General features: G+C 62.1%; 21 protein-coding genes. 15 read left to right on the top strand and 6 right to left on the bottom strand.

The window, feature by feature from the left end; genetic code table 11:
- Positions 1-24: 24 nt before the first annotated feature.
- Positions 25-1,344, bottom strand: coding sequence for an MFS transporter (locus ACR0NB_RS15205; protein WP_480776112.1), 1,320 nt, complete (start codon positions 1,342-1,344; stop codon positions 25-27).
- Complete coding sequence (locus ACR0NB_RS15200) at positions 1,344-1,598, bottom strand: metal-sensing transcriptional repressor (protein ID WP_170359904.1); 255 nt, start codon at positions 1,596-1,598, stop codon at positions 1,344-1,346. The genes ACR0NB_RS15205 and ACR0NB_RS15200 overlap by 1 nt, the downstream gene beginning before the upstream one ends.
- A 132-nt stretch (positions 1,599-1,730) precedes the next feature.
- Between ACR0NB_RS15200 and ACR0NB_RS15195 the strand changes: the two genes are divergently transcribed.
- From ACR0NB_RS15195 to ptsN, 7 genes are all read left to right on the top strand, one after another.
- Complete coding sequence (locus ACR0NB_RS15195; protein ID WP_170359906.1) at positions 1,731-2,345, top strand: ribonuclease D; 615 nt, start codon at positions 1,731-1,733, stop codon at positions 2,343-2,345.
- Positions 2,342-3,310 (top strand): KpsF/GutQ family sugar-phosphate isomerase, encoded by a 969-nt coding sequence (locus ACR0NB_RS15190; protein WP_170342439.1) that lies wholly within the window; start codon positions 2,342-2,344, stop codon positions 3,308-3,310. Before ACR0NB_RS15195 ends, ACR0NB_RS15190 begins: the two co-directional genes overlap by 4 nt.
- A gap of 12 nt (positions 3,311-3,322) precedes the next feature.
- The gene (lptC, locus tag ACR0NB_RS15185; protein WP_170359908.1) at positions 3,323-3,922 is read left to right on the top strand and encodes an LPS export ABC transporter periplasmic protein LptC; all 600 of its coding nucleotides are present in this window, start codon (positions 3,323-3,325) and stop codon (positions 3,920-3,922) included.
- 3 nt (positions 3,923-3,925) lie between these two features.
- Complete coding sequence (locus tag ACR0NB_RS15180; protein ID WP_170359910.1) at positions 3,926-4,417, top strand: LptA/OstA family protein; 492 nt, start codon at positions 3,926-3,928, stop codon at positions 4,415-4,417.
- A complete protein-coding gene (lptB, locus tag ACR0NB_RS15175; protein WP_480776111.1) occupies positions 4,417-5,175 on the top strand; it encodes an LPS export ABC transporter ATP-binding protein in 759 nt (252 codons plus the stop codon). Before ACR0NB_RS15180 ends, lptB begins: the two co-directional genes overlap by 1 nt.
- A 252-nt stretch (positions 5,176-5,427) precedes the next feature.
- Positions 5,428-5,991, top strand: a complete 564-nt coding sequence (hpf, locus tag ACR0NB_RS15170) for a ribosome hibernation-promoting factor, HPF/YfiA family (RefSeq protein WP_170342438.1) — start codon at positions 5,428-5,430, stop codon at positions 5,989-5,991.
- A gap of 56 nt (positions 5,992-6,047) precedes the next feature.
- Entirely contained in the window at positions 6,048-6,512 is a 465-nt protein-coding gene (gene ptsN / locus ACR0NB_RS15165) for a PTS IIA-like nitrogen regulatory protein PtsN (protein WP_170343139.1), read from the top strand.
- A gap of 62 nt (positions 6,513-6,574) precedes the next feature.
- Here ptsN and dalA read toward each other — a convergent pair whose 3' ends face one another.
- The gene (dalA, locus tag ACR0NB_RS15160) at positions 6,575-7,093 is read right to left on the bottom strand and encodes a divisome-associated lipoprotein DalA (protein WP_093963636.1); all 519 of its coding nucleotides are present in this window, start codon (positions 7,091-7,093) and stop codon (positions 6,575-6,577) included.
- Positions 7,094-7,262: 169 nt separating this feature from the next.
- On the opposite strand from dalA, the gene ACR0NB_RS15155 reads away from it, so the two are divergent.
- A complete protein-coding gene (locus tag ACR0NB_RS15155; protein ID WP_093963635.1) occupies positions 7,263-7,862 on the top strand; it encodes a L,D-transpeptidase in 600 nt (199 codons plus the stop codon).
- Positions 7,863-8,000: 138 nt separating this feature from the next.
- Positions 8,001-8,183 carry a hypothetical protein gene (locus ACR0NB_RS15150; protein ID WP_005979327.1) on the top strand — a complete coding sequence of 61 codons (183 nt, stop codon included), beginning with the start codon at positions 8,001-8,003 and terminating at the stop codon, positions 8,181-8,183.
- Positions 8,184-8,257: 74 nt separating this feature from the next.
- On the opposite strand, the gene hemH is transcribed toward ACR0NB_RS15150, so the two are convergent.
- Together hemH and ACR0NB_RS15140 are read right to left on the bottom strand one after the other, a co-directional pair.
- On the bottom strand, positions 8,258-9,307 hold the full coding sequence (gene hemH / locus ACR0NB_RS15145) for a ferrochelatase (RefSeq protein ID WP_480776110.1): 1,050 nt from the start codon (positions 9,305-9,307) through the stop codon (positions 8,258-8,260).
- Positions 9,308-9,362: 55 nt separating this feature from the next.
- Positions 9,363-10,193, bottom strand: a complete 831-nt coding sequence (locus ACR0NB_RS15140; RefSeq protein WP_170365581.1) for a methyltransferase domain-containing protein — start codon at positions 10,191-10,193, stop codon at positions 9,363-9,365.
- A 40-nt stretch (positions 10,194-10,233) separates the two neighbouring features.
- Between ACR0NB_RS15140 and ACR0NB_RS15135 the strand changes: the two genes are divergently transcribed.
- From ACR0NB_RS15135 to ACR0NB_RS15120, 4 genes are read left to right on the top strand one after another with little or no spacing between them, the layout of a single operon-like run.
- Positions 10,234-10,938, top strand: a complete 705-nt coding sequence (locus tag ACR0NB_RS15135) for a double zinc ribbon domain-containing protein (RefSeq protein WP_480776166.1) — start codon at positions 10,234-10,236, stop codon at positions 10,936-10,938.
- Positions 10,939-10,975: 37 nt separating this feature from the next.
- Positions 10,976-11,233 (top strand): glutaredoxin 3, encoded by a 258-nt coding sequence (gene grxC / locus ACR0NB_RS15130; protein ID WP_170342430.1) that lies wholly within the window; start codon positions 10,976-10,978, stop codon positions 11,231-11,233.
- Positions 11,233-12,063, top strand: coding sequence for a carbon-nitrogen hydrolase family protein (locus ACR0NB_RS15125; RefSeq protein ID WP_170367537.1), 831 nt, complete (start codon positions 11,233-11,235; stop codon positions 12,061-12,063). The genes grxC and ACR0NB_RS15125 overlap by 1 nt, the downstream gene beginning before the upstream one ends.
- 14 nt (positions 12,064-12,077) lie before the next feature.
- Positions 12,078-12,518, top strand: coding sequence for a MarR family winged helix-turn-helix transcriptional regulator (locus ACR0NB_RS15120; RefSeq protein WP_170343133.1), 441 nt, complete (start codon positions 12,078-12,080; stop codon positions 12,516-12,518).
- Between the two features lie 3 nt (positions 12,519-12,521).
- Here ACR0NB_RS15120 and ubiG read toward each other — a convergent pair whose 3' ends face one another.
- Positions 12,522-13,268 carry a bifunctional 2-polyprenyl-6-hydroxyphenol methylase/3-demethylubiquinol 3-O-methyltransferase UbiG gene (ubiG, locus tag ACR0NB_RS15115; protein ID WP_170343132.1) on the bottom strand — a complete coding sequence of 249 codons (747 nt, stop codon included), beginning with the start codon at positions 13,266-13,268 and terminating at the stop codon, positions 12,522-12,524.
- A 48-nt stretch (positions 13,269-13,316) separates the two neighbouring features.
- Between ubiG and pip the strand changes: the two genes are divergently transcribed.
- Positions 13,317-14,294: a prolyl aminopeptidase gene (gene pip, locus ACR0NB_RS15110; protein ID WP_170359916.1), complete on the top strand. Its 978-nt coding sequence runs from the start codon at positions 13,317-13,319 to the stop codon at positions 14,292-14,294.
- Positions 14,291-15,112 (top strand): ABC transporter substrate-binding protein, encoded by an 822-nt coding sequence (locus ACR0NB_RS15105; protein WP_480776109.1) that lies wholly within the window; start codon positions 14,291-14,293, stop codon positions 15,110-15,112. Before pip ends, ACR0NB_RS15105 begins: the two co-directional genes overlap by 4 nt.
- The last annotated feature ends 173 nt before the right edge of the window (positions 15,113-15,285 follow it).

The raw sequence follows: 15,285 nt of genomic DNA, 5'->3' as shown, positions 1-15,285 counted from the left end.
TGTATGCCAGTTTGGCGCCTGCGCTCAAGGCTGATGCGGGTATCGGGGGTGAAGGTCGTCGATGATGATCGGGTGGGCGTGCTCTGCCGATCCGGACAGGTGCGGATGGTCGACCGGCAGGTCCGGATGCTGGTGGATGACCGCGCCCGGCTCGGCGCGAGGCCATGCCAACAGAGCTCCGACCAGACCGCACAGTGACAGAACGGTCAACAAAGCCATGGCCACTGTCGCACCGAACGCTGTCATGACCCATCCGGCCAGCGGGTAGAGAACCAACCAGCAGGCATGCGACAGGGTGAATTGGGCGGCGAAGACGGCCGGGCGGTCTTCGGCGTGGGCCGACCGGGTCAGCAGGCGCCCCGACGGGGTCAGGGTTGCCGAGTATCCGAAGCCGACCAGTGCCCAGATTGCGGACAGCCCGGCAAGGCTCATGGGTACAGCTGCAGACAGGATCGCAGCAAACGCCATGGCCGCGGTGGAAATTGTCGCACCCGCCAGCATCACTTTGCGGTCCTCGAACCGCCGCAAAACCGCCGGCAAGGCAAATGCCGCCAGCATGGACCCGCTGCCGAATCCGGCCAGCGCGATGGCCACGGCACTGTCGGACAACCCAAGGCTTGCACGCACGATGACGACGGTATTGACCAGGACCATCGCGCTGAGCGCTGCGGCGCTCCAGTTCAAAGCCAGCAACCCCCGAAGGCGCGGTGTGGCCAGATAGATCCGCAGACCGCGGGTCGTGCGGTCGAAGAACTCGCGCGGCCGGACGGGCGTGGGAGAGGGAAGGGTAACCGACATGACCAAAAAGGCTGAGGCGACAAAGCCGAGGCTTGTTCCCAGAAACAGGCTGTCGAAGCTGACGAAGATCAGCAGGAACGCGGCCAGCATCGGGCTCACCAGACTTTCCAGATCATAGGCCAGGCGCGACAACGACAGCGCCTTGGTATAGTCCTGCTGGTCGGTCAGAACGTCTGGTATCGTGGCCTGAAACGCCGGGGTGAACCCGGCCGAAGCAGATTGCAGAACGAAGATCAGAACGTAGACCTGCCAGATTTCGGTCACGAACGGCAGGCACAGCGCCACTGCGGCGCGGACGAGGTCCAGCGTCACAAGGAGTTTTCGTCGGTTCAGCCGTTCCGCAAAGGCCGCCGCCACCGGCGCGACCGAAACATAGGCAACCATCTTTATCGTCAGTGCCGTACCCAGAACCAGGGCCGCAGAGCTTCCGGCAAGATCGTAGGCCAGAAGTCCCAAGGCCACCGTGGCAAGACCGGTGCCCGTCAAGGCCACGATTTGCGCAGCAAGCAGGTGACGATAGACCCGGTTTTGCAGAACGCTCAGCATCACAGGTACTTGGTGATGGCCTTGAAGGCGTCGACCGATTCGGCGTCGCCCGAGGCCAGGCAATGGTCGACATGATCATGGATCAGTGTCCGCTTGGCATTCGTGATCGCCTTTTCCACGGCGAAAAGCTGCTGAGCGATGTCCGGACAGGGCTCCTGGTCGTCCAGCATGGCGATGACCTTGGCCAGATGCCCATGTGCGCGTTTCAGGCGCGCGATGATCTGCGGATGAGTTGAATGCTTGTGAGGGTTCATGCATTAACCCTATCCCCCCCATGGGGATGCATCAAGCCTGCCTGAGATCAATCGCGGCATCGGTCCGGATGGCGTTGAGTTTGCAGGCCAAACACCCTATTTCGGGGACGATACCGAACGAAGGAAACACGTGTGGCGAACCATCTGTACAAGAACGACCTGCCCGATGGGCTGGATCTGGGCCCGATCGTGGCCATTGATTGTGAGACCATGGGTCTCAACCCGCACCGGGATCGCCTGTGCGTGATTCAGATGTCCGGGGGTGACGGCGATTGCCATATCGTGCAGGTCGAAAAGGGCCAAACCTCGGCGCCAAACCTGAGTGCCATGCTGGAAAACCCGGATGTGCTGAAGCTGTTTCATTTCGGGCGGTTCGACATTGCCGCGATGTATCATGCCTTCGGGGCGTTGGCCGCTCCGGTATATTGCACCAAGATCGCCAGCCGCCTTGTGCGCACCTATACCGATCGTCATGGACTCAAGAACCTGTGTCAGGAGTTGCTGGGCGTCGATATCTCGAAACAGCAACAGATGAGCGACTGGGGTGCGGAGACCCTGACCGAGGCCCAACTGGATTATGCGGCCTCCGACGTCCTGTATCTGCACCGTTTGCGTGATGCCTTGAACGCGCGGCTGGCGCGTGAAGGGCGCGCCGAGATGGCGCAGGCCTGTTTTGACTTCCTGCCGATGCGTGCCAGACTGGATCTGGCCGGATGGCCTGAAACGGATATTTTTGCGCACTCATGACAGACAATGAATCCTTTCTGAAGGTTGCCCGTCAGGTAATCACCGACGAAGCCCGGGCGTTGGATGTTTTGGCCGACAGCCTTGACGACCGGTTTGCCGAAGCCGTTCAGCTGATCCTGCAGGCCACAGGGCGGATCATCATCAGCGGCATCGGCAAGTCTGGACACATCGGCCACAAGATCGCCGCAACCCTGGCCAGCACCGGCACGCCGGCCTATTTCGTTCATCCGGCCGAGGCCAGTCACGGCGACCTGGGGATGGTGTCGAAGGGAGACGTGGTTCTGGCGATCTCCAATTCGGGCGAGGCGCCGGAACTGGCCAACCTTCTGGCCTTTACCCGGCGGTTCGGCATCCCTTTGATCGGCCTGTCCAGCAAGCCCGAAAGCTCGTTGATGAAACAGGCGGACGTGCATTTGCTGATCCCCTCTCTGGGCGAGGCCTGCGGCTATGGGATGGTGCCGTCGATTTCGACCACGCTGACGCTGGCCATGGGTGATGCGCTGGCGATTGCGCTGATGAAATATCGTGACTTCAAACCAGAGGATTTCCGCGCCTTCCATCCGGGCGGCAAACTGGGCGCGCAGCTGAGCGCCGTACGCGATCTGATGCACAGTGGCGATGCGGTACCGCTGGTTTCTGCCGATACACCGATGAGCGACGCGTTGATCGAGATCAGCCAGAAAGGCTTTGGCGTGGTCGGGGTGACGGACGCGGATGGCAAGCTTGCCGGTATCATCACCGACGGCGACCTGAGGCGCCACATGGAGGGGCTTCTGGACAATACAGCCGCTCAGGTCATGACCCGCAATCCGACCACGATCGCACCGGATTCGCTGGCCGAAGAAGCCGTGGCGATCATGAACGCGCGCAAGATCACCTCGTTGTTCGTCGTCGACCCCGAACAACCGGGATTGGCGCAGGGCCTTCTGCATATTCACGATTGCCTGCGCGTCGGGCTTGGCTGACAGGAGGCGCAGGTGGACCGCTATTCCCGAATGGTGCAGTTCCTGAAGGTTCTGTTGCCGCTGGCGGCGATTCTGCTGCTGTCCACGGTATTCCTGCTGTCGCGCAGCATCGAAACAAACGTCTCGGGTCCGTTCACCCAGCAGGATATCGACGAACGGCTTGAGGGGCAGCTTGTGACCCGCCCGAACTATCGGGGGACCACCCGCAAGGGCGAAGATGTCCAGGTCGAGGCGGTGCGGGCCAGCCAGGGAACTGCCGACAGCGATCCAAGAGCAACCGAATTCCGTGGCCGGTTCGGCCTGCTGAACGGTGGGGTGATCACGCTGGACTCCAACTCGGGGTCGATCCGACCGGACAAGGCGACGGCCACCTTCACGGGGGACGTGGTGATCACAACCACGGACGGTATCCGGGTGACGACAGACCTGTTGAATACTTCATTGGACGAGATCCGGGGCGATACGCCAGGTCAGGTGCAGGGAACAGGACCAATCGGCAATTTCTCGGCCGGGCGGATGACATTCGGCGCTGAAAAAGACGGTGGACCGGTCCATATTCTTTTTACAGATGGCGTTAAGCTGTTATATGAGCCGAAAAAAGCCGAAAGATAGACTGTGTTTGATTTTCGTTTCGTCCTCGTTTGTTTCGCTCTGGCCGTGGGTTCGGTGCCATCTTCCGCGCAAGAAGCGCAGGTGGCCTTTGGGTCGGTGAAAGCCGATCCCAGTCTGCCGGTCGAAGTGACATCCGAGACGCTGAACGTCAATCAAGAGGACGGTTCGGCCGAGTTTCTTGGCAACGTCATTGTAGTGCAGGGCGAAATGCGCCTGTCCGCCGGTCGCGTGTTGGTGATCTACAACCAGGATCGGTCGGGGATCGAACGCATGGAGGCATCGGAAAACGTCGTGCTTGTCAGCCCGCCGGATGCCGCCGAAGGGGACTGGGCGGAATACACCATCGACTCGGGTGTGATCGTGATGAAGGGCAACGTTCTGCTGACGCAGGGGCCCAGCACGATCAGCGGCGACCAGATGATTGCGAACCTGACAAGCGGAACCGCGACCATGTCGGGGCGGGTCAAGACGATCCTTCAGCAGGGCGGCAATTGATGGCGGGCCCGCAACTGTCCGTTGCCGAAGGGTCTCAGGGTCTGAAGATTCAGAAACTGCGCAAATCTTATCGCAAAAAGACCGTGATCCGGGACGTGTCGATGACGCTGGACCGGTCCGAGGTCGTTGCGTTGCTAGGGCCGAACGGCTCGGGCAAGACGACCACGTTCTATTCCGTTGCCGGGCTGGTGTTCCCCGAGGCCGGAACGGTCACGTTGGACGGTCAGAATGTGACCACGCTGCCGATGTATCGCCGGGCGCGCATGGGCATTGGGTATCTGCCGCAGGAAATGTCGATCTTTCGCGGCTTGAGTGTCGAGGACAATATCTCGGCCGTGCTCGACATTGCGGTGAAGCATGTGCACCGCCGCAAGGAACGTCTGGAAGAGCTGCTCTCGGATTTTTCGATCGAGCATTTGCGGCGGGCGCCTGCCCTTGCATTGTCGGGCGGTGAGCGCCGTCGCGTCGAGATAGCCCGCTGTCTGGCCGCCGACCCCAAGTACCTGCTGCTGGACGAGCCATTTGCCGGCGTCGACCCGATCAGCGTGGGCGATATCCGGCATCTGGTGGCGGATCTGAAAAAGCGTGGAATCGGCGTACTGATCACCGACCACAACGTGCGGGAAACGCTGGAAATTGTGGACCGCGCCTATATCCTGCACGACGGGCAGATGCTGATGTCCGGATCGCCCGACGAGGTGGTGGAAAACGAAAATGTCCGCCGCGTGTATTTGGGTGAAAACTTCAAGATTTCATAGGCTTAGCTGTGATTGCGCCAGGCGCATGACAGAATTCGCGTATATACACTCCTGTTTTGATTGACTCTTCTGCCGCCTCTTGGCTCAATTGGGACATGGCATTTTCGCGGTTCCAGACTGGATCTCGATCTCCCTTCTCCGAAGGGCCCTACCGAGGACAACCGCGAAACATGTCTCTACCCCCCACCCGATAAAAACAAGCATGTCACCTGACGTGACGTCATAATGGGTGTGAATTGTGAAGGAGATCACATGCGTTACCAAATCAGCGGCAAACAGATCGACATTGGTGCAGCCTTGCAGACACACGTGCAGGACGCATTGGGCGAGGTCGTGAGCAAATATGCTCAGCGACCGACGGATGCCAACGTCGTCTTTTCCCGTTCAGCGCATGAGTATGTGTGCGAAACCACCATACATATGTCCACGGGCCTGACAGCCCAGGCCAAGGCACATGCAACCGAAATCTATGCAGCATTCGAGGCGTGCTGCGAAAAGATGGAGAAACAACTGCGTCGCTACAAGCGTCGCCTCAAGGACCACCATCGTGAACGGGCTCAGCCGGTTGAACTCTTCGGAGCGTCATCTTATATCCTCGCCTCGAACGAATCGGACGTGGCCGACGAACCCGACTCATTGCAGCCCATCATCGTGGCTGAGATGGAAACCAAGATCCCATCGTTGAGTGTCGGCGAAGCTGTCATGCAAATGGAATTGGCCGGCGCCCCGGTGCTGGTGTTCAGGAATGAAAACAAGGACGGATTGAACGTCGTGTATCGCCGAGATGACGGCAATATCGGCTGGATCGATCCGTAACAGGCAAGAATTGGGCGGGGCCCCCGGATTCTGGGGGCGTCGCCGTGGAGCAAAACATGGATTTGTCGAGCATACTGAAGCCCGAAGCGGTGCGCGTGCTATCTGCAGCGTCCAGCAAAAAACGGTTGTTTCAGGAAATCGGTGACGTCGCCGCGGGCGCACTCGGACTTGATCCGCAGACCATCGTAGACTGCCTGCTGGAGCGGGAAAGCCTTGGACCGACCGGCGTTGGCCATGGTGTTGCCCTGCCCCACGCCCGTTTGTCCGAGATCGACTCGGTTGCCGGCGTGTTCGTCATGCTGGAAAAGCCCATCGACTTCGGATCGGTCGACCGTCAGCCCGTGGATCTGGCCTTTGCGCTGTTCGCCCCGGAAGACGCCGGTGTCGAGCATCTCAAGGCCTTGGCGCTGGTATCGCGCACGCTGCGCGACGGCGCGGTCTGCTCGAAGCTTCGGGCCAACCCGGATCCGGTCAAGCTGTATGCGATCCTGACCACAGCTCAGTCCATGCAAGCTGCCTGAGACTTGTTAGAAAGAAAAAAGCCCCCGGATTTCGGGGGCTTTTTTTTCGTCTTGGGCCATGCTTAACCGCCGGTTCCCATCTCGAGCGTCCACCAGATCTTCCCGCCGTTTTCCTGGTGCCATGCAAACCCCATCTGGGTTGCTTGCGGGTCCATGATCACCGATCGCGGACCCGGTTCCTGCATCCACGCGGCCAGGGTTTCGGTTTCGGTCTCGTAGGTCTCGGAAATCGCTTCACCCAGGAAACGCCCCGCATAACCGGCACGGGCCACCCGGTCGAGCGGCGAAGATCCGTCCGAGCCGAAATGCCAGGGCCGGTTCTGCCGCGACATGTCCTTGGCGTGCGTCGCCGCCGCTGCGTTCAACTGCGCGTTCAACTGCACCGACTGCAGTCCCGACGCCTGCCGCAGGGCGTTTACAGAATCAAGCATGCGGAACTGCAGTTTTTCGGGATTTCCCCGGATCTTGTAGGCTTTGGGCAGCGGGCGCCCATCCGCACCAAGGGTTGAAGTGCCGCTCACGTCGGTACATGCCGCCAGTGCGACAAGGCAAATCAAGAGCAGGGAAAAAATGCGCGTCATGATGAGTCCGGTTTGCTTGTTTCCAATTGGCAATACCCTGCCAGCGGCCCATGAGCAAAGGCTCAAATGCACGAACCCGCATGATTCTGCCGGTTTGATTTGCGACTGAAGCATTCTGGCAATAACATAGAGCGGATTCTTGCACATCTTTCGCAGAGGACCTGTCACCATGGTCAAGAAACGCGTTTTCTCTTCGTCCCGCCGCGGATTCCTCGCAGGCGCATCGTCTTTGCTCGCCAGCCCGGCGATCGCCCAATACATCCCGGGCGACCCATTGCGCCCTGCACCCGAGGCTGAACCGGCCGTTCGCCGCAATGTGTCGGGCTTCAAGGCGCAGCAATGGCAGCCCTACTTCTCGAACACCCGGAACGGGGCGATTCTGGTCGACACCGTTTCCCGCGCTTTGCACTACTGGTCGGAAGACCAGACCGTCTACAAGCTGTACCCGTCGTCGGTTCCGCTGACCGAAGAACTGACCCGCCGCGGTCGCACGAGTGTCATCCGCAAGGTCGAGGGGCCCAGCTGGTCGCCGACGCCGTCGATGAAGAAAAGAAACCCGGAATGGCCGGATTACATCCCTCCGGGGCCCGATAACCCGCTGGGAACGCACGCTTTGTATCTCAGCTGGAAGTATTACCGGATCCACGGAACCCACGATACGCGGAAAATCGGCCGCCGGTCGTCGAACGGGTGCATCGGGTTGTTCAATGAGAACATCGCAGAGCTGTACGCCATGGCGAAGGTCGGGACGCAAGTGTTGCTAATTTGACGACATTTTCGCGCGCCAACCCGCTTGCACTGCAAGTTGCAATTGCATTCGTTCTGCTTTGCTGATTAGAAAAAACCACGAGGTAAGTCTTAGGTGTGTGGTTCCGCAATTGGGATCGCGCAAACTCTGGAGGTTAATATGAAGAAACTTGTACTCGCTGCTGCACTGACCGCTGCTGCTTCGACCGCATATGCTGGCAACCTGGAAGAGCCGGTTGTTGAGGCACCTGTTGTCGTCGAAGAAACCCAGGGCTCGTCGCAGGGCATCATCCTGCCGCTGATCCTGCTGGTCGTTGTTGCCGCAGCTGTTGCCGCAGGCTAAGTCCAACGGACTACGAAAAAAAAGAAAGGCGGTGGATTTCCACCGCCTTTTTTCGTGCTTGTTTTCGGGCCGGTTCAGTCCAGCCAGCCTTTGAGGTTGTCCTCGACAACCTTGCCCAAGGCCGCGATATGCGCGTCCTCGTCGTTGAGGCAGGGAATGTAGGTAAAGCTTTCGCCGCCGGCGTGCTCAAAGCTTTCGCGGATCTCTTCGTTGATCTCTTCCAGCGTTTCAATGCAGTCCGACGAAAATGCCGGGGCGATGACGGCGATATTCTTTTTGCCCTGCCGAGCCAGTTCCGCGACGTGGTCGACGGTGTAGGGCTTCAGCCATTCCTCGGGTCCGAATCGTGACTGGAAGGTGGTCACCAGTTGATCATCCGCCCAGCCCAGCCGTTCTTTCAGCAGGCGTGACGTCTTGGCGCACTGGCAGTGGTACGGGTCGCCCTGCATGAGGTACCGCTCCGGCATGCCGTGATAGGAACACACCAGAACGTCCGGCTTGGTCTCCATCGCGGCATAGGCCGTCTCGACCGACTGCGCGAGGGCGTCGATATAGGCCGGCTCGTCGAAATAGGCGGGCACCGTGCGGCTGGCGGGCTGCCAGGCCTCGTCCATCAGTGCGCGAAAGAACTGGTCGTTCGCGGTGGCCGTCGTGGCGCCCGCATATTGCGGATAGAGCGGGAAGAACAGGATGCGGTCGCAGCCCTCGGCCACCATCTGGCGGACCTTCGACTTGGTCGAGGGGTTTCCGTAACGCATGCAGAAATCCACCATGACCTTGTCGCCATACCGGTCCTGCATCGCCGCACGCATCTTGCCGGTCTGGTCCTTGGTGATGGTCATCAGCGGGCTTTCGCCCTTGTCGTGGTTCCAGATCGACTTGTACGCAGCGCCCGAGCTGAAGGGACGTTTGGTCAGGATGATGGCCTGCAGGATCGGCTGCCATTTCCAGGCCGGATAGTCGATCACCCGCCGGTCGGACAGGAACTCGTCCAGATAGCGGCGCATCGGCCAATAGCTGTAGTCGTCCGGGGTGCCGAGATTGGCCAGAAGAACGCCGACGCGGCCCATCTTCACTTTTGGGTGGTCTGCCGGAGCGTGTTCCGGGCGGGTGGCATCGAACATGGTGAGCTTCCTGAATTCTGGTTTAGAGGCTGAAATAATCGGTTCGGTCAGCGGGTCAATCGGACAGTTTGCCTTCTTTCGTGCCAAGGGCGTCGGCCAGTCTCATCTGGGCCGAGCCAGGGCGCAACGGCTTGGGCTGGCTGGCATCCGGCGCCCAGCCCGTCAGGCAGATCAGCTCGAACGTGGCACTCAGCCGGCCTTCGGGAGATGTGAAATGCGCGGCGTAAATCTCTTGGGCCCGGGAAAAGACCGCGCGGCGCGACGGGTGTTTCAACCGCTGGGTCATGGCGTTGGTTTCACCCATCGCGCGCAGGTCCCGCATCAGGTGCCACAGGTCGCGATACGTCGCCGTCAGGGGCACTTTGTCCGCAACAGGCAATGCAAAACCCGCACGCTGCAGCAGCGCGCCAAGATCTCGCAACTCGGCCATCGGCGCGACACGGGGGCTGAGACCGCCGGTCACCTCGACCTCGGCCTGACCCAGCGCGGCCCGCAATTCGTGCAGGGTTTCACCGCCCAGACACACCACCAACAACAACCCGTCCGGCTGCAGCGCGCGGACACATTGGATCAGCTGTCCCACCGGATCGTTGGCCCAATGCAGGGCCATCGCATGGACCACCAGATCATGCGCAGCGGGTTTGAGGTCCAGCACGTCGGCATCGGCCACGACCCGGGCGCCCGGCAGGACCGGCGCCCAAATCTCGGGGTAGGGGGCTACGATCGCTGGCGCAGTAAAGGATTTGTTAACCATGGAAAGGCGATCCTGCACCTCGTCCATGGCGGCGTGGTGCAGAAAAAGGGCTTCGTCGCTGATCCGCGCGCGGTGTGCCGCAAGCGCTTTGCGATCGAACAGCGAGGGTGCATTGGGTGCTGGCAAATCCATAAGCCGCAATTATCGCATATGGCAGCGGATTCAAACCGCGATCGAGGTCGTGTATCCGCCACGCTGCATCGGCTGCGGCGAGATGGCGGCCTCGGATTTCGGCCTGTGCGGGCCGTGCTGGCGCGAGACCCCGTTCATCGGCGGGACGGTCTGCCACAGTTGCGGTGCGCCGGTGCCTGGCAGCGATGATGGTCACCGAATCGACTGCGACGATTGTTTGCGCCGCCCACAACCGTGGGCCGAGGGGCGCGCGGCATTGCTGTATCAGGGACGGGCGCGGTCACTGGTTCTGGCCCTGAAGCACGGGGATCGTTCCGAACTGGCAAAACCTGCGGCGCGTTGGATGGCGCAGGCCGGTGGCGCGCTGTTTCGACCGGATACGGTGATCGCCCCGGTGCCGCTGCATTGGTCGCGGTTGCTGAAGCGTCGGTACAACCAGTCGGCGCTGCTGGCGCAGCATCTGGGAAAAACGGTCGGATTGCCGGTTTGCCCCGACCTGCTGCTGCGCAGCCGGCGCACCCCGGCGCTGGAGGGGAAAACGGCCGCCGAACGGACCGAAACGCTGCGCGATGCGATCACCGTGCATCCGCGCCGGGCGGACCGCCTGCCGGGGCGCGCCGTGCTGCTGGTCGATGACGTGATGACATCGGGCGCAACCCTGGCGGCCTGCGCCCGCGCCTGCCGGGCGGCCGGGGCGGATGATATTTCCGTGTTGGTACTGGCGCGCGTTGCCAAGGATGCCTAATTCCCCCTAGATTGCGCGAAATCCAAGGGAACGGACCATGAAACCGGTTGTCATATATACCTCGCCGCTGTGCGGCTTTTGCCACGCGGCCAAACGGCTGCTGAATCAGAAAGGCGTCGCCTTCGAGGAAATCGACGTTTTGATGAACCCCAAACGCAAGCCCGAGATGATCCAGCGGGCGGGCGGGCGGCGCACGGTGCCTCAGATCTTCATCGGCGACACCCATGTCGGTGGCTGCGACGATCTGTACGAACTCGAACAGGCCGGCAAGCTGGACCCGCTGTTGGCCGCCTGATGAGAACCGCCCTGCTGCAGATCACCTCGTCGGACGACCCGGCCGCGAACTTGGACATGGTGCGCGCCATGATGGACGAGGCCGCGGGCAAGGGCGCGACGTTCATCCTGACGCCCGAGGTCACCAACTGCGTTTCGACCAGCGGAACGCGCCAACGCGAGGTGCTGCAGCACGAGGAAGACGACATCACACTGGCGGGCCTGCGCGAACAGGCGGCGGAATTGGGCGTGTGGCTGCTGATCGGATCGCTGGGGCTGAAGACTCATGACGCCGACGGGCGGTTCGCCAACCGGTCTTACATGATCGACCCGCAGGGCGGGATCGTCGCGCGCTATGACAAGATCCACATGTTCGACGTGCAGGTCACCGAGACCGAGACTTTTCGCGAATCGGCCAGCTATCGGCCCGGGTCGCGGGCGGTGATTGCCGAGACCGCCTTCGGCAAGGTCGGCATGACCATCTGCTATGACATCCGGTTCCCGCATCTGCACGCCGCGCTGGCACAGGGCGGGGCCACGATCCTGACGGTTCCGGCTGCGTTCTCTCCGGTGACCGGCGCGGCCCATTGGGAGCCGCTTCTGCGCGCCCGCGCCATCGAGACCGGCTGTTGGGTCATTGCCCCCGCGCAGACCGGGGAACACCCCAAGACCCGCGGCAAGACGCGCCATACCCACGGGCACAGCATGGTCGTGTCGCCCTGGGGCGAGGTGCTGATCGACGCAGGCACTCAGACCGGCATTCACTTTTTTGATCTGGATGATAGGTCTGTTACAGAGGCACGGCGGCGCGTGCCGTCCTTGACACATGTTCGCCCGTTCGACGGGCCCTGATCCAGAACCGGGTAATGACTGACGAAACCAACGCCCTTGCGGTCGCGCTGTTCAGCGAGATCCTGACCGCGGACCAATTGCTGCGGAACCGGCTGAGCCGAGTGCTGCCCAAGGGCATGGAAATCTCGCATTTCTCGGTGCTGAACCACCTGGTGTTCGTGGGAGGCGAGCGGACGCCTGCCCAACTGGCCAGCACATTCCATGTGACCCGTGGGGCAATGACCAACACCTTGGCCAAGCTGGAATGGGCCGGATACATCCACATCCGCCCCGATTGGGACGATGCCCGCCGCAAGATGGTGGCGATCAGCCCGGCCGGCCGCCGGGCGCGGGATCAGGCGATCTCGGCCATCGCGCCTCTGATCAACCGGGTCGTGGGCGAGCTGGGCCTTGAGCGTGTGCGCACGACCCTGCCGGTTCTGCGCGACCTGCGCATGAAGCTGGAAGAGGAATAGACCTCAGCCCGGCTTCACGCTGGCGGTGACATAGTTCACGCTCAGATCCCGGTCCGAGATCGACCAGCTCCAGGTGATCGGGTTGAAGACGAATCCCTTGCGGTCCACCGGGTCCAGACCGGCTTGGCGCAGCAGGTCGAACAGCTCGTCCGGGGTGATGAATTTGGACCATTCATGCGTGCCGCGCGGCAGCCAGCGCATCACGACCTCGGCCCCGAAAATCGCCATCGCATAGGATTTCGGGTTGCGGTTGATGGTGGAACAGATTTCCAGCCCGCCGGGTTTCAACAGCTGTTGCGTGGCTGTCAGATAGGCCAGCGGATCGGCCACATGCTCGACCACCTCCATGTTCAGAACCACGTCGAACTGCTCGCCCGCGTCGGCCATCGCCTCGGCGGTGGTGTGGCGATAGTCGATCTGCAGGCCGGATTGCTCGGCATGGATGCGGGCCACGGGCAGGTTGCGCTCGGCCGCGTCGGCGCCCACGACCTCGGCGCCCAGCCGCGCCATCGGCTCGCTCAGCAACCCGCCGCCGCAGCCGATATCCAGCAGGCGCAGGCCCGCGAACGGTTTCGCTGCCGTCAGATCCCGGTCAAATTCGCCCGCGATCTGCTGTGTGATATAGTCCAGACGGCACGGATTGAGCATGTGCAGAGGTTTGAATTTCCCGTGCGGGTCCCACCATTCGGCGGCCATCGCCTCGAATTTTGCGATCTCGGACGGGTCAACCGTGTTCGGATGCGCTTGCATTCCTGTCTCCGTGTGCTCTTTTACGCTGTAGGACTATATAGGGCCATAATGGACAAGTACCCGGACCAAAAGCGCGCAGTGCAATATCTTTACCCGCCGGTCGATCCGTTCGACCAGCGCGTGGTGGATATGGGCGACGGGCACCGCATTTATGTGGAACAATGCGGCAATCCCGACGGGATTGCGGTGGTGGTTCTGCATGGCGGCCCAGGCGGCGGCTGCAGCCCGGCCATGCGGCGCTATTTCGATCCCGAGGTCTACCGGGTGATTCTGTTCGATCAGCGCGGCTGCGGCCGGTCGCGGCCCACGGCCTCGGTCGAGAACAACACGACGTGGCACCTGGTGGCCGATATCGAGCGCCTGCGGAAACTGTTCGAGATCGACGACTGGATCGTATTCGGCGGCAGCTGGGGCGCCACGCTGGCGCTGATCTATGCCCAAACCCACCCCGACCGGGTGACCCGCCTGGTTCTGCGCGGCGTGTTTCTGGCCACGCAGGCGGAGCTTGACTGGTTCTATGGCGGCGGGGCCGGCAAGTTCTGGCCCGAGCAATGGGCGCGCTTCACCTCCCTGCTGCGCGACTCGGAACTGTCCGACACGATCGGCGCCTACAACAAGCGGCTGTTTTCGGGCGATCGCGCGACTGAGATCCTGTACGCCCGCGCCTGGTCGCACTGGGAAAACGCGCTGGCCTCGATCCACACGAACGGGGCCGTCGGTGAAAGCCCCGGCGAATATGCGCGCACCTTCGCGCGGCTCGAGAATCACTATTTCATCAACAAGGCGTTTCTGGAACATGACGGCCAGATTCTGGACCGGATGGACCGGATCGCGCATATCCCCGGCCATATCGTGCAAGGCCGGTACGACATGATCTGCCCCCCGCAGGCGGCTTGGAGCCTGGCCGAGAAATGGCCCGAGGCCGAGCTGAAGATGGTGCGGCAGGCCGGTCACGCCCTGTCGGAGCCTGGGATCAGCGCCGAACTGGTGCGCATCATGGACCGAACCGCGCAGGAGGTTGCATGACCCGCATCGACCGCCGTGCTCTGTTCACCTCGGGTGCCGCCGCAGCCCTGCTGGCCGCGACGGGGGCCTCGCTGGCGGATACGCCGAAATCGGGCGGCGTGCTGCGCATCGCCGTGCCGCGCGATGACAGCCTGGACCGGCTGGCCCGGGGTGCGGTGTTCGACACCCTGACCGAGATCGCGCCGGACGGCACTCTTCGCGGCGAGCTGGCGACCGCATGGCAGACCGATTCCGAGGCCCGTGTCTGGACCTTCGACCTGCGTGCCGATGCGGTGTTTCACGACGGTGTGGCGCTGACGGCCGGAGATGTTCTGGCGGTCCTGTCCGAGGTCGGGCGCGCCGAAGCCCTGGCGCCGGACCGCATACGGATCGAACTGGCCGAGGCCAACCCCGGCCTGCCTTTCCTGCTGGCCGATACCCGGTTCGTCATTACCCGCGACGGGCAGAGCGTTTCGCCGCTGCAGCAGGCGAACGGCACCGGGTGTTACCGGGTCGAACGGGCCGAAGACGGGCGCCATTTCCGCGGCCGCCGGGTCGCGGGCCACTACAAGGATGGCCATGCCGGCTGGCTGGAAGCGGTCGATATCATCGTGATCCCCGACCCGGCCGTGCGGGCCGAGGCGCTGCGTGACCGTTATGTGGACGTGTCGGTGCTGCCGGCGGCGCAAGGGCTGCGCGGTCTGGGTGGCGTGCGGTTCTTCCCCAACGAATCAGAGATGTCGCTGGCAATCTCCGGCACCGTGGGTCTGCCACGCCGGATCGGGCGGGGCGCGCCGTTGGACGATGGGCGCATCGCGGAACGCTGGTGGATGGCCTGAGACCGACCTGAAAACTGACGCGGATTGTCCGTTGGTTGACGGCAGGGGTTGCAGACTCGGGGCGTCCTGCGTATATGCAGTTGCAACAGCGGCGTGTCGGACTTCTGGTCCGAGGCTCCACCGGAAAATTCGACGGGCCGCGCGCCCGTTTTTTTGTGCCCGATTGAAGGGTA

It is taken from the genome of Ruegeria sp. CG3, from assembly GCF_056537205.1.
The sequence above is the reverse complement of the archived record's forward strand: the minus strand, read 5'-3'. Positions and strand labels throughout refer to the sequence as shown.